General features: G+C 38.3%; 12 protein-coding genes. 7 read left to right on the top strand and 5 right to left on the bottom strand.

What is annotated here, in order from left to right; all coding sequences use genetic code 11:
* Positions 1 to 12: 12 nt before the first annotated feature.
* The gene (locus NL42_RS02320) at positions 13 to 636 is read right to left on the bottom strand and encodes a LysE family translocator (RefSeq protein ID WP_461311626.1); all 624 of its coding nucleotides are present in this window, start codon (positions 634 to 636) and stop codon (positions 13 to 15) included.
* A gap of 169 nt (positions 637 to 805) precedes the next feature.
* Here NL42_RS02320 and xerA point away from each other — a divergent pair, with 169 nt between their 5' ends.
* From xerA to gyrA, 7 genes are all read left to right on the top strand, one after another.
* Positions 806 to 1,699, top strand: coding sequence for a site-specific tyrosine recombinase/integron integrase (gene xerA, locus NL42_RS02315; protein ID WP_461311637.1), 894 nt, complete (start codon positions 806 to 808; stop codon positions 1,697 to 1,699).
* Positions 1,689 to 2,270: a phosphohydrolase gene (locus NL42_RS02310; RefSeq protein ID WP_461311625.1), complete on the top strand. Its 582-nt coding sequence runs from the start codon at positions 1,689 to 1,691 to the stop codon at positions 2,268 to 2,270. The genes xerA and NL42_RS02310 overlap by 11 nt, the downstream gene beginning before the upstream one ends.
* Before the next feature lie 449 nt (positions 2,271 to 2,719).
* Positions 2,720 to 3,469: an electron transfer flavoprotein subunit beta/FixA family protein gene (locus NL42_RS02305; protein ID WP_004643793.1), complete on the top strand. Its 750-nt coding sequence runs from the start codon at positions 2,720 to 2,722 to the stop codon at positions 3,467 to 3,469.
* A gap of 17 nt (positions 3,470 to 3,486) precedes the next feature.
* Positions 3,487 to 4,419 (top strand): electron transfer flavoprotein subunit alpha/FixB family protein, encoded by a 933-nt coding sequence (locus NL42_RS02300; protein WP_016137313.1) that lies wholly within the window; start codon positions 3,487 to 3,489, stop codon positions 4,417 to 4,419.
* A gap of 75 nt (positions 4,420 to 4,494) precedes the next feature.
* Positions 4,495 to 5,337, top strand: coding sequence for a helix-turn-helix domain-containing protein (locus NL42_RS02295; RefSeq protein WP_461311624.1), 843 nt, complete (start codon positions 4,495 to 4,497; stop codon positions 5,335 to 5,337).
* Positions 5,338 to 5,427: 90 nt separating this feature from the next.
* Entirely contained in the window at positions 5,428 to 6,387 is a 960-nt protein-coding gene (locus NL42_RS02290; RefSeq protein WP_461311623.1) for an MBL fold metallo-hydrolase, read from the top strand.
* Between the two features lie 415 nt (positions 6,388 to 6,802).
* Entirely contained in the window at positions 6,803 to 9,517 is a 2,715-nt protein-coding gene (gyrA, locus tag NL42_RS02285) for a DNA gyrase subunit A (protein ID WP_461311622.1), read from the top strand.
* A gap of 50 nt (positions 9,518 to 9,567) precedes the next feature.
* Here gyrA and NL42_RS02280 read toward each other — a convergent pair whose 3' ends face one another.
* From NL42_RS02280 to NL42_RS02265, 4 genes are read right to left on the bottom strand one after another with little or no spacing between them, the layout of a single operon-like run.
* The gene (locus tag NL42_RS02280; RefSeq protein ID WP_461311621.1) at positions 9,568 to 11,214 is read right to left on the bottom strand and encodes an ArnT family glycosyltransferase; all 1,647 of its coding nucleotides are present in this window, start codon (positions 11,212 to 11,214) and stop codon (positions 9,568 to 9,570) included.
* Between the two features lie 9 nt (positions 11,215 to 11,223).
* Positions 11,224 to 11,604, bottom strand: a complete 381-nt coding sequence (locus NL42_RS02275) for a GtrA family protein (protein ID WP_461311620.1) — start codon at positions 11,602 to 11,604, stop codon at positions 11,224 to 11,226.
* A complete protein-coding gene (locus tag NL42_RS02270; RefSeq protein ID WP_461311619.1) occupies positions 11,604 to 12,584 on the bottom strand; it encodes a glycosyltransferase family 2 protein in 981 nt (326 codons plus the stop codon). The genes NL42_RS02275 and NL42_RS02270 overlap by 1 nt, the downstream gene beginning before the upstream one ends.
* Positions 12,581 to 13,375 (bottom strand): ChbG/HpnK family deacetylase, encoded by a 795-nt coding sequence (locus tag NL42_RS02265; RefSeq protein ID WP_461311636.1) that lies wholly within the window; start codon positions 13,373 to 13,375, stop codon positions 12,581 to 12,583. Before NL42_RS02265 ends, NL42_RS02270 begins: the two co-directional genes overlap by 4 nt.
* Positions 13,376 to 13,424 lie beyond the last annotated feature (49 nt).

Raw genomic sequence — 13,424 nt, 5'->3', positions numbered from 1 at the left:
CGCTTTTTAGATTTACCTTTTACTCAAAGCCAATTTCAAAGCAAACAACACAAAAATACTGCCCGTAATCCGGTCCATATATTTCACAAATTTGGGTTGCTTCAGATAACGTGAAAGTGGCTGCATAGCCAAAATTAATAAAATTGACCATAAAATTCCAATCACCACATGAATCATCACAAGCCCCATAATCCAAGTGACAGCCGACGCTTGTGGTGGAATAAATTGTGGAAGAAATGAAATATAAAAAATTCCGACTTTTGGATTAAGTAAGTTACCCAAAAAACCTTTAATAAACCAATTCTGTGAAGAAGGGACATTGGGGTTGGTTTCTTGCATGTCCGCAAGTTGGCTACGCGGTTTTAAAATCATATTCAAACCCAGCCAAGCTAAATAAGCAGCTCCCATCCATTTCAGAATATTAAAAGCTAAATCAGAAGCCATAAGCAAAGCCCCTAGACCACAAGCCACCACCACTCCCCATGCAATACAGCCAAGGCTAATGCCTACTGCTGCTTGAAATGCTTTTGATTTACCTTCAAGAGTAGCGGTACGAATAATTAAAGTCGTATCCAGACCAGGTGTAAGCGTAAGTAAAGTAATGGCAATTAAGTAGGGAATGAGTATGGTAGTCATGACAGCAGGATTCCGACGAAGACTTAAAGTGAAGTGTAATATATAAGGTAATGAGTTGTTATGTTGTACGATCCTAAATTTCCTGAACAACTACTTTTTGATACACTGAAAAAATAAAATGAGCAAATAAATGGAGAGCAATTTGGATTTTGCATTACAGCTGCTCTCAATGTGGTTAAAAGAAAGAAAAATTCAGAACCAGTCTGAGCACACGATTACAGCTTATGAAAGAGATGTTAAAAGTTTTCTTGAGTTCTGTGAACACAAACAACTAGATTTAAGAAATATTGAAGCTTCAGATTTACGTGAATATTTGGCCCAGCGTGTTGAGCAAGACCAGTTAAGCTCAAGCAGTATGCAACGTCATCTCACCTCCATTCGCCAGTTTATGAAATGGGCTGAACAAGGGAAATATTTAGAAATTAACCCTACTGACGATTTTAAGTTAAAACGTCAGCCTAGACCCTTGCCAGGTATGATCGACATAGAAACGGTTAATCAAATTTTAGATCAGCCTATGCCTGAAAAACCAATTGATCAGCAATTATGGTCACGTGATAAAGCCATGCTCGAGTTACTTTACTCAAGTGGTTTGCGTCTGGCTGAACTGCAAGGCTTAACAATTAAAGATATCGATTTTAACCGTCAATTGGTACGTATTACGGGTAAAGGAAATAAAACCCGTATTGTACCGTTTGGAAAAAAGGCGAAAGAAAGCCTATTGAATTGGCTGAAAATTTATAAAATCTGGAAAGGCCATTTTGATCAAAATGCTTTTGTTTTTATTTCTCAAAGAGGTGGCGTGTTAACCCCACGGCAAATCGAAAAGCGTGTAAAGCTTCAAGCGCAAAGAGCAGGTGTGAATGTAGATTTACATCCTCATTTATTACGGCATTGTTTTGCTAGCCATATGTTATCAAGTAGTGGTGATTTACGATCAGTACAAGAAATGTTAGGCCACAGTAATTTGTCTACGACACAAATTTATACACATATTGATTTTGATCACTTGGCGCAAGTCTATGATCGAGCTCATCCGAGAGCACAAAAGAATGAACACTAAAAAAGGTTTGATTTTATCACTTGATCAAGATGCATTTAGCCAATGTAGTATTTTGATTGAGACAATTTTACAGGAATATAAAACTACGATTGATAGGGATTATCAAGGATACTTAAATCACTGTAAACGTGTTGCCGCATGTTGTTTAATATTAAGCCAAGATAGTCGTGAAGATACTATACGTAAAATAGCGATTGCAGTTGCCTTTCATGATATTGGGATATGGACAAGTAAAACAATTGATTATTTAGAGCCATCCGTCAAAGTGATGTTAAGTTATTTGACTTTGCATCGGTTATTGGATTGGCAAATAGAAATAACATTGATGATTACAGAGCATCATAAATTAACAACGACAAAGTGTTCAGAATATGCATTGGTTGAATATTTTAGACAAGCTGACTATGCAGATTTTTCTTTAGGCTTATTGAGTTCAAATATTCCAAGAAGCGAGTTTAAAAAGTTAACGAGTCAATATCCAAACGCTGGATTCCATAAAACGCTAGTTTATTTAGGATTGAAACGCTTTTTACAAAAGCCTTGGAGTCCATTGCCTATGTTTAAATGGTAGTTTAATCTTTTGTTTTTAATAGAAATGTATACTGAAAGATAAGTTGGTAATAGTCGATTACTTTTTATTTTTTTCAACATTTATTTTATGGATGTTCTTACCTAATTGCCAGTTTTTCAGAGTAGCTTGAGTACTTTCATTGGGTGAAGAAATGATGTTTTTGTTGTTTTTTTATTCACTAAAATTGAAGGGTTTTAATCTATCGTATTTGTTAAAATATCAAGAAATTCAAGGTTTAAAATTTGTTTGGCTTATTTGCTAAATTCATTGAGCGAATAAGCAATTTGAATTAGTGAACTGGGCATTTCATCTTTTTTATAGCAGTAGCGAAAATTGTGACTTGACCGAAATGCCAAACACATTGCAAGATAGGGTACCTAAAAAATTTTAATTGAAGAGTTAATATACTTTTCTCAACATTTACTTTTGCTAGAACAGCCGAGGATTACATGAAGGCTCTTGTTGCTGTAAAACGCGTGGTTGATGCCAACGTCAAAGTTCGTGTTAAGCCGGACAATAGTGGGGTTGACTTAACTAACGTTAAAATGTCAATTAACCCATTTTGTGAAATCGCAGTGGAAGAAGCGGTTCGCTTAAAAGAAAAAGGAACAGTATCAGAAATCGTTGTTGTTTCTGTTGGTCCTAAAGAAGCTCAAGAACAAATCCGTTCTGCAATGGCTTTGGGTGCAGACCGCGGTATTTTAGTTGAAACTACTGATGAAATTGGCGCTTTAGAAGTTGCTAAAATTTTAAAAGGTATTGTTGACGCTGAAAAACCAGAACTTATCCTTCTTGGTAAACAAGCAATTGATGATGACTCTAACCAAGTAGGTCAAATGCTTGGCGCATTATTAGGTGCGGGCCAAGGTACATTCGCTTCTGAAGTGAAAGTTGATGGCGGCAAAGTACAAGTAACTCGTGAAGTTGACGGTGGTTTACAAACTGTTGAACTGGCACTTCCAGCAATCATTACAACTGACTTGCGTTTGAATGAGCCACGTTATGCAGCATTGCCTAACATCATGAAAGCTCGTAAGAAGCCACTTGATACTAAATCTCCTGCTGATTATGGCGTTACAGCTGGTACTAAGCTTAAAACTGTTAAAGTTGAAGCTCCAGCAGAACGTAAAGCTGGCGTACAAGTGAAATCTGTAGATGAGCTTGTTGAAAAATTGAAAAATGAAGCGAAAGTGATCTAATACGGAAGGATAAAATCATGAGTATTTTAGTTATCGCTGATCACAACAACCAAGTACTTAACGGTGCTACTTTAAACGTTGTTGCTGCAGCACAAAAAATCGGTGGTGATATTACTGTATTAGTTGCTGGTTCTGGTGCTCAGGCAGTTGCTGATGCTGCTGCTAAAGTTGCTGGTGTAAGCAAGGTTTTACTTGCTGACAATGCTGCTTATGCAAACCAGTTAGCTGAAAACGTAGCTGCTTTAGTTGCTGATTTGGCTAAAGGTTACAAATACGTATTAGCTGCTTCTACAACAACTGGTAAGAACATTCTTCCACGCGTTGCTGCTCTTCTTGATGTAAGCATGATTACAGACATTATTTCTGTTGAATCTGCGAATACATTCAAGCGTCCGATCTATGCAGGTAACGCGATTGCGACTGTTCAATCTGACGAAGCAATCATTGTAGGTACAGTTCGTGGTACAGCATTTGATCCAGTAGCTGCTGAAGGTGGTTCTGCTGCGGTTGAAGCAGTAAGTGAAGCGAAAGATGCAGGTATTTCTAACTTCGTATCTGAAGAAATCGTGAAACTTGACCGTCCTGAATTGACAGCTGCTCGCATTGTTGTTTCTGGTGGTCGTGGTGTAGGTTCTGGTGAGAACTACCATAAAGTACTTGATCCATTAGCTGACAAGCTTGGTGCAGCACAAGGTGCTTCACGTGCGGCAGTTGATGCGGGCTTCGTACCTAACGACTTCCAAGTTGGTCAAACTGGTAAAATCGTTGCGCCTGACCTTTACGTTGCTGTAGGTATTTCTGGTGCGATCCAGCATTTGGCTGGTATGAAAGATTCTAAAGTTATTGTTGCAATCAACAAAGACGAAGAAGCACCAATCAACAGTGTTGCTGACTACTGGTTAGTTGGTGATTTGAACACTGTGGTACCAGAGTTGGTAAGCAAGTTGTAATTTACAGCTTGTCACTTATTCAAAAACGCCCTTGTGCTATAAATAGCCAAGGGCGTTTTTATTTAGATCATCATTATGAATATTAATTATTCCGCTTCCCTAGAGGCCCACCAATTGCATCAATCACTTGTGAGATTGGCAAGAGCGGATATGGCACGAGATTATTTATGTATTCGGTCGAAAAGTCAGCATGGCCTGTCAAATATTAAAGTGAACCAGTTGCACATGGGCATCATTTTACATGGTCAACAACAACTAAATATTCAAACTAAACAAATCAATTTAAGTGCTGGCCATTTGTATATCATCAAACCAGATACGATTATTGATGCAGTTAATCAGCCAGATCCCGTGACGGGTGAATACTTAACTATTCTTGTACCCATGTGTGAAGAAGTGATCCAGGCTGCACAGATGATTTGGGCTAAGCCGGTTGTAGACAAAACTGAGGCCATATTAAAATTTTCAATTGATGATTTTGCTAGTCCTCTTTCTGAATGGCAGTCAGCTTTGTTTGATAATGATCTTGTGAAAGCACGTTTAAGTATTGCTTCTATACTTGTGCAGTTATGCCAACAGCATTGTTCAGATGTGTTAATTGTACCGCCACCTAAATTGACAAAAATCATTCATGATTGGGTAATAGAGAATCCTCAGCATCATTGGCAATCCAGTGAGATTGAAATGCGTTTGGGTTTAAGTAGTGCAACATTGCGCCGTAAACTTAAGCATGAAGAAACATCCTTAAGAGAAACGATTACTCACGCACGTCTTACTTATGCACTTGAGTTGTTGTATTCAAAAAAATTACCTATGAAAACCATTGCAGCGAAATCGGGATACCAGTCTGTTGCTATTTTTCGTGAACGGTTTATGCAGCGTTATAGTGTAGATCCTACTGTGCTGGCTGTTGAGTGATTCAATTTGAGCGATTCGTGTAGCTTATTGAGCGATTTAAAGAACTAAAAGCCGATAGAGTTGAAGTAGTAAAATATTAAGGACTCTATTGTGAAATCATTAAAATCAATTACAGCACTATTGCTATTCACTGCTAGTGCGTTCACATATGCTGAAAAAAATACAAGTGCACATCAGGTTGATGGCTACTTTTTACAATCAGTGGGAAACCTTAAAGTAACGGCATTGTTTGATGGTGAGTTGGGATTACCTCGTAGTGATTTATTGGGTATTTTAGCTGAAAAAGCCAATCGTCTGTTTGCAGAAAACTTTGTCCCCGTAGATGAGCATAATCAGATTGTCACAGATTTCTCTGCCTATCTTGTTCAAACACCCACACAAAATATTCTAATTGATGCCGGCACTGCAAAATGTTTTGGTCCAACCTTGGGCCATGTACGTGAAAATTTAAAGAAAGCAGGCATACAACCTGAACAAATAGATACGATCTTGATTACACATGCCCATCCTGATCATTTATGCGGTATTACATTGAACGGCAAAATGGCTTATCCGAATGCGAAAGTTTATCTGGCTAAAGAAGATGTAGATTTTTGGACATCGCCAGCAAATGAAGCAAAAGCTACCGATTTTTTTAAGCCAATATTTAAAATGACGCGTGATGCATTACAGCCATACCAAAAGGCTGGGCAACTCGTCGGTTTTACCAAAGCTTCTTTTAACGTTCCGAATGTTCAACTCATCGTTACTCATGGTCATACTGAAGGTCATTCTTCATATTTAGTAGATGGACAAAACGGTCAAAAGTTTTTAGGTCTTGGTGATGTTGTACATTATGGTGCAGTACAGTTTCCTTATCCTGAAGCAAGCTATAAGCCCGATACTGACTCGAACCGTGCTATAGCTGTTCGTAAAAGTGTTTTTGAGCAAGCCTATAAAAACCAATGGTGGGTGGGGGCTGCACATGTTGCTTTTCCTGGCATTGGACACATTGGTAAGGATTCAAAGGGATATCAGTGGATTCCTGCTCAATATCGGCCTATAAAATGACATTTCAAACCTATTATTTAAAGAAGTTAAAAGAATAATAGATTTGCAACAAGACAAGCATGTTCAAGCTAAATATTATTTATTTTATCTAATAAACTAAGTTTTGTTTTTAAGAATAGATGGAAAGTGCTCTAAAGAGAGCACTTTTGTATTGTCTATATTTTGGTCGAACTGTTGAGTTTTAAGAAATACATTTAAAACGAGAATTCTCTAATTTTAACTTATTAATTCTAATGAAATTTTTATTGTAAAAAAATGCTATTTTAAGATTGCTAAACTCCCAGTTAACGAGCAGTTTGTGCTATAGTATACAGCTATATTTTTTTCGATTTTAGTTCAGTTTTCGGAACTAAATTTTTTGCAAGATCAAGACATATAAGCAGATGGAAATTTCTATCTGTAAGAAGGAGTATGCATGAGCGTATCGGAAATCCGACCGATTGCCATTGAGGATGAACTCAAGCATTCATATTTAGATTACGCGATGAGTGTAATCGTATCTCGTGCATTGCCGGATGTGAGAGACGGTCTGAAACCTGTTCACCGTCGTGTGCTATTTGCCATGCACGAATTGGGCAATGACTATAACAAAGCCTACAAGAAATCTGCACGTGTTGTTGGGGACGTAATCGGTAAATATCACCCTCATGGTGACTCAGCTGTTTATGAAACCATTGTACGTATGGCTCAGGACTTTAGCTTACGTTATTTATTGGTAGATGGTCAGGGTAACTTCGGTTCGATTGATGGTGATAGCGCAGCTGCAATGCGTTATACCGAAGTCCGTATGACTAAGTTAGCGCACGAACTTCTTGCAGATCTAGAAAAAGACACTGTTGACTGGGAAGATAACTACGACGGATCTGAGCGTATTCCTCAGGTGGTTCCGACACGTGTTCCAAACTTGTTAATTAATGGTGCTGCTGGTATTGCTGTTGGTATGGCAACGAACATGGCACCACACAACATGACAGAAGTTGTGAATGCATGTTTAGCCTATGCCGACAATCCGAATATCTCGATTGAAGGATTGATGGAATATATTACTGGTCCTGATTTCCCTACAGGCGGTATTATTTACGGTAAATCAGGTATTGTTGACGCTTACCGTACAGGTAAAGGCCGACTACACATTCGTGGTAAATACCATTTCGAAGAAGATGAAAAGACAGGTCGTATAACTATCGTCTTTACTGAAATTCCATATCAAGTCAACAAAGCAAGAGTTATTGAACGTATTGCCGAGTTAGTTAAAGAGAAAAAACTTGAAGGTATTTCAGAGCTTCGTGATGAGTCTGACAAAGATGGTATGCGTATTGCGATTGACTTGAAACGTGGTGAAAACGCAGAAGTCATTGTAAATAACTTATTCTTAAATACACAGCTTGAAAACTCTTTCAGCATCAACATGGTTTGTCTTGACAACGGACAACCAAAATTGATGAATCTGAAAGATATTATTGCGGCATTTATTCGTCACCGCCAAGAAGTGGTAACACGCCGTACCATGTTCGAATTGCGTAAAGCACGTGAACGTGGTCATATCTTGGAAGGCTTAACTGTAGCCTTAGCCAATATTGATGAAATTATCGAAACAATTAAAACTTCTGCTAACCCAGCTGAAGCGCGTGAGCGTTTACTTGCAGGTGAATGGGCTGGCGGTGGTGTTGTTTCTTTACTTGAAAATGCTGGTGCTATTTCTGTTCGTCCAGATGAGATCGAAGGTGAAAATCCAGATCGTCCATTTGGTTTAACTGAATCGATTTACCGTTTATCACCAACGCAAGTGGGTGCAATTTTAGAATTGCGTTTACATCGTTTAACTGGTCTTGAGCAAGACAAATTACATGCAGAATATACTGAAATTTTAGGTCAAATTGCTGAACTTACAGCAATTCTTAATGATTTCAATTTGTTGATGGCTGTAATTCGTGAAGAGTTAGCACAAGTACTGCAACAGTATGGTGATGGACGTCGTACAGAAATTATTGAATCGCGTATTGATTTCAGTCGTGAAGATCTAATTCCTGAAGAGCAAGTCGTATTAACAGTTTCGCAAACCGGTTATGCAAAAACTCAACCACTTTCTGACTATCAGGCTCAGCGCCGTGGTGGACGTGGTAAGTCTGCAACTTCAATGAAGAGTGATGACTTTATTCAACATCTCATTGTAGCTTCAAACCATGCGACTGTGCTGTGCTTTACTAACGTAGGTAAAGTCTATCGTCTTCGCGTATTTGAAGTACCTCAAGCATCACGTGGTGCAAAAGGCCGCCCGATTATTAACTTGTTACCTTTAGATGCGAACGAAACTGTAACTGCTATCTTGCCGTTAACAGAGTTCCCAGAAAACCATTACGTATTTATGGCAACAGCTTCTGGTACGGTTAAACGTGTTGATTTGGAGCAGTTTGCTAACATTCGTTCAAATGGCTTACGCGCAATTGAACTGAATGAAGAAGATACCTTGATTGGCGTTGCGATTACTGATGGTAATCAGCAAATCATGTTGTTCTCAAATGAAGGTAAGGCAATTCGTTTTGCAGAAACCGACGTGCGTTCAATGGGCCGTACTGCTAAAGGCGTCCGTGGTATGCGCGTTAGCATTGCAAGCAGCATTTTAAGCGAAGAAGATGCAGAAGTTGAAAATGATGAATCTGATGATAACGACGATTCAGCAGATTTAGCTGTAGTAAGTCGCATCGTATCGCTTGTTGTTGTGCCTGAAACGGGTGAAGTGCTGTGTGCGAGTGCCAATGGTTACGGTAAACGTACTCCTGTAAATGACTTCCCAACCAAAAAACGTGGTGGTAAGGGTGTTATTGCAATTAAGACAAGTGAACGTAATGGTGAGCTTGTAGGTGCAGTATCTATTGATGAAAGCAAAGAACTGTTACTTATTTCTGACGGTGGTACATTAGTTCGTACGCGTGCCGCAGAAGTTGCAATGACTGGTCGTAATGCACAAGGTGTTCGTCTGATTCGTTTAAGCGAAGAAGAAACTCTAGTGGGCGTTGTGTCTATTGATGCTGTTGAAGATGAAGAAGAGTTTCTCGAAGGAGAAGTTGATACTTCAGAAGTAGATGGTGAAGAGGCAGTTTCTACGAATGACGATGTGTCAGAAGAGTAAGTTTTAATTAAATAAAAAAGGAAGCGTAAGCTTCCTTTTTTATTGGCAGTTTATTTTGATTTATGAAAGATAAACACGTCATAATTTCGATAATGTAGCGTTTTAACAGATGGATCTTTAGTCGCAAAATTATGAGGTTGACTGACGACAATCAAATCTTGCTTTTGCGTTAAAGCATCTTGAAGCTGTTGCTCACTCCATAAGTATTGTTTGCGTTGTGGTTCAAACAACAAACCATCTTTAATTTCTAAAGATGCACTATCAGAATGTACGGTATCCCATTGATTCACAATATATACAGGCTGTTTTAGCTGTAAAAGGAAAGGCACATCATAGAAATAGTAATTGTAGAAAACTATTTTTGTTGATGGGGTTATGTACTCAGCAAAACTCGTTTGTCCCACATTATTTTTGGTATCTAAAATACGAACGGCAAAAGGAACTGAACTACACAAAACAATTAAACTGATAAAAATATAGTTTAAATAGTTTAATTTCTGGTTTTTATATAACCAGATTAAAGTCAGCGGAAGCACAATTAAGAGAGCGCCAATGGTATAAATAAATATGGCTTGGTTTTGGAAAAAGGGTTGATGCGCACCCATGAAATGCGGTGTAGCAGTAAGACCTATTCCGACAAGCATAATAAATATAGGTAAACCCCAAACCTGTAATTTGGTTTTATAGTCACTTTCAAGTACTTGGTTGATAACAAGAGCCAAGAAAACAGCGAGCGGGGGCACAGCAGGTAAAATATAGCCAGCTAGTTTAGATGGAGGAATAGAGAAGAAAACTGTGACAGAAATAAACCACCATACAAGTAGGGCAAGTAAAGCGGATTTCTTGTAATTTTGAAATACGGCTTTAATAGATTGAAATCTACTCGCAAAAATCCATGGTAAAAAACTGATAAATAAAATAAGCAGATAGAAACACCATGGTTGCTTATTATTAAACTCTTTTGAGCTAAAGCGACTAAATTGTTGGTCTATAAAGAAATAATGTAAAAATTGAGGGTATTTAAGTTGAACTGCATAGAGCCATGGACTAACCAGTAATATAAATAGCAAAATCCCCAAAGGGTTAAGCAATGAAGGGATTTTTTTCCATTGTTTGGTGTAGAGCAACCACGGTAAAAGAATCATGCCGGGAATTAATACCCCAATCAGACCTTTACTTAAAAACGCAGCAGCACCTGCAAAATATCCTAAAAATAAAATAGATTTACGTGCTGAAATTGTGAAATCAACAAAACATAAAACACTGACTGTAATCCATGAAGCAAGGAGCAGGTCATGGTTAATATATTCACTACTACCAAAAAACAGTAAATTGGTGCCTAAAATCATTGCAGTAAGTTGTGCTACACGTTCTGAAATGTGCTTTCTAACGAATAAGAATAGGCTGACGAGCATGAGTGTAGCTGCTAGCACTGGAACTAATCTCAACACCCAAATATGCATACCGAAAAGTTCCATAAATATAGAACTTAACCAGTGTAATAGAGGGGGCTTATGCATAAATGGCAAGCTATTGATGCGGGGAATCAACCAATCTCCCGACTCAAACATAGATCGACTAATGTCTCCGTAGCGTCCTTCATCTGGTACAGAAAGAGGTCTTATCCAAGACAAAACAAACAACCAAATCGGTAAAAATATTAATAAAAATTTGGAACTACGAAGCCATTGCTGCATACATAATCCTTAATGTTGAAATGCAAAAAAGCGGTTAAGCAAGAAAGTCACAATTGAAGTCAGGACAATAGCCACACAAACTAATGTTGAAACAGGGACGCTGAAATACAGATTAGAAAGCAAGAGAAAACTCTCATTAAATAAAAAACCTAATCCAGCGACTAAAGTAAATTTGGGTAATGTTTGTCGATGAGAAATATGCTGAGCTTTAAAAGTAAAAATGCGATGCCCAAAATAGCTCACCCAATAGGCAAGTAGAAAGGCGACTAAATTGGCATACTGCAATGCAATGTTTCGTTTAAACAAGAGCATGACAATACTGTAGTGCGTAAGTGCTGCTGCGGCCCCAGTCGTGGTAAACCGCGCGAGCTGAAAAATATGAGCAAACATTAGAAATTAGAGAACGTATTTTCGGGGTGAGTGATTGGGTTTTTTTGCTTAATATGAGAATGTTCGGTTGAAACAATATATTTTGGTCGATTTTTAACTTCTGCATAAATTCGGCCAACATATTCCCCCACGATACCAATAAACAGTAACTGAATACCGCCCAGTAGAGTCATGCCTGCCGCAAGTGTTGCCCAACCAGGTACAGAAATTCCTTCGATGAGCGTTTTAATAATGATCCAAACACCGTAACTCATGGCGCCTAAAGCCAATAGGGCACCTAGATAAATACAAATTCGTAAAGGTAAATCTGAAAATCCAGTTAAACCAGACATCGCTAGATTAAATAACGCTTTCACGTTAAAACTAGAACGGCCATGTTGACGATCTTGTTCTGAGAAATTGATTCCGATACTTTTAAAACCGACCCATGCATAGAGGCCTTTCATGTAGCGATTTTTTTCTGGTAGTTGTTTAATCGCTTCGACAACTTTCGCGTCCAGAAGCCTGAAATCACCAGCATTTTCAGGAATATCAATAGGTGAGCTTAAGTTTAAAATACGGTAGTAACCTTGGGTTAAGGTCCGTTTTAGCCATGATTCAGTGGTACGATTACGAATGCCATAAACCATGTCATAACCATTTTTCCATAGGTTAATCATGGTCGGAATTGCTTCAAAAGGATGTTGAAAGTCAGCATCAATGAGCAGTGCAACTTCACCATTTACATGGTCTAAACCTGCGCTTAAAGCAGCTTCCTTGCCAAAATTTCGTGATAATTCCAGCACAACTAAAGGATAATCTTCGATCATCGTTTGCAAGATCGGAATAGTATCGTCCTTGCTGCCATCATCGACCACAATAATTTCATAGCTAAGATTTTGTTGCTTTAAGCTGTTTGCTAAAGCTGGAATAAATGTTTTTAAATTCTCTGCTTCGTTATAAGAGGGAACAACGCAGGATAAAAAAGGTTTTGTGCTCATTGCATTGCCCCTAGTCTGGTAAGTTGGATGCCATTTTTCTGGCAATCAAGAGGAAACTGATCAGACGAAAAATATTGGTATTCTTGGATGCGTGCATGCTGGATTGGATCTTGCTCACTTGGTGTAGAAAGTGAGGGATGGCACATAATCAGTAAGTGATCTTTTGCTTGAGCAAGCCAATATTGATTCAGTTCGGCATAATCAGTTTGTTTAAAGTCATAGATACCAGCGAAGTATTCATTTTGGCTAAACTGGTAGCTTTGGCATGCTTTTGCTAAGGCATTTGATCCAAGTGCAGAAAGCATATGAGTTTTAAAACGATAATGAGGTAGATAAATTGGATGTTGTAAATTACGTATCCAACCAGTGAACTTTTTCTCTTTTAAAAGTTGTAGCAAAATATCCCGTATAAACGGAAATTGATGAATATGTTGGTGACCGTCAATAAAATCGGGGTGTTTTCCCATGACTGAAACAAATGCATCCCATTGTTCTTCAATACACTGGGTAATTAATTCACGGTTAAGATTTGATGACCATGCGCGCAACATGAGTGCAGGTAATGAGAAAACTGTATTACCTGAAGTAAAAGCATGGGTAAAATTTAAATGTAAACCAATATCAATTTGATTCGAGAAAGATTTGAGTTTGGCAGCAGCTGTTTCCCAGAGTTCAGATTGGGTCATACATGAGGTCGCTTGAAGTGCTCCTCTTTCAATTAACTCAATAATCGCATTAGATATCTCTGCATTCATTGCAAAGTCATCTGCGCAATAACATACCTTTGCCATATCAAATTCCGTCATAGAACAGGGTAGCTGAGTTACCCTTTTAGGCTGC

Source organism: Acinetobacter sp. GN11 (assembly GCF_054823985.1).
This window is presented reverse-complemented; position numbering and strand designations above follow the sequence as displayed.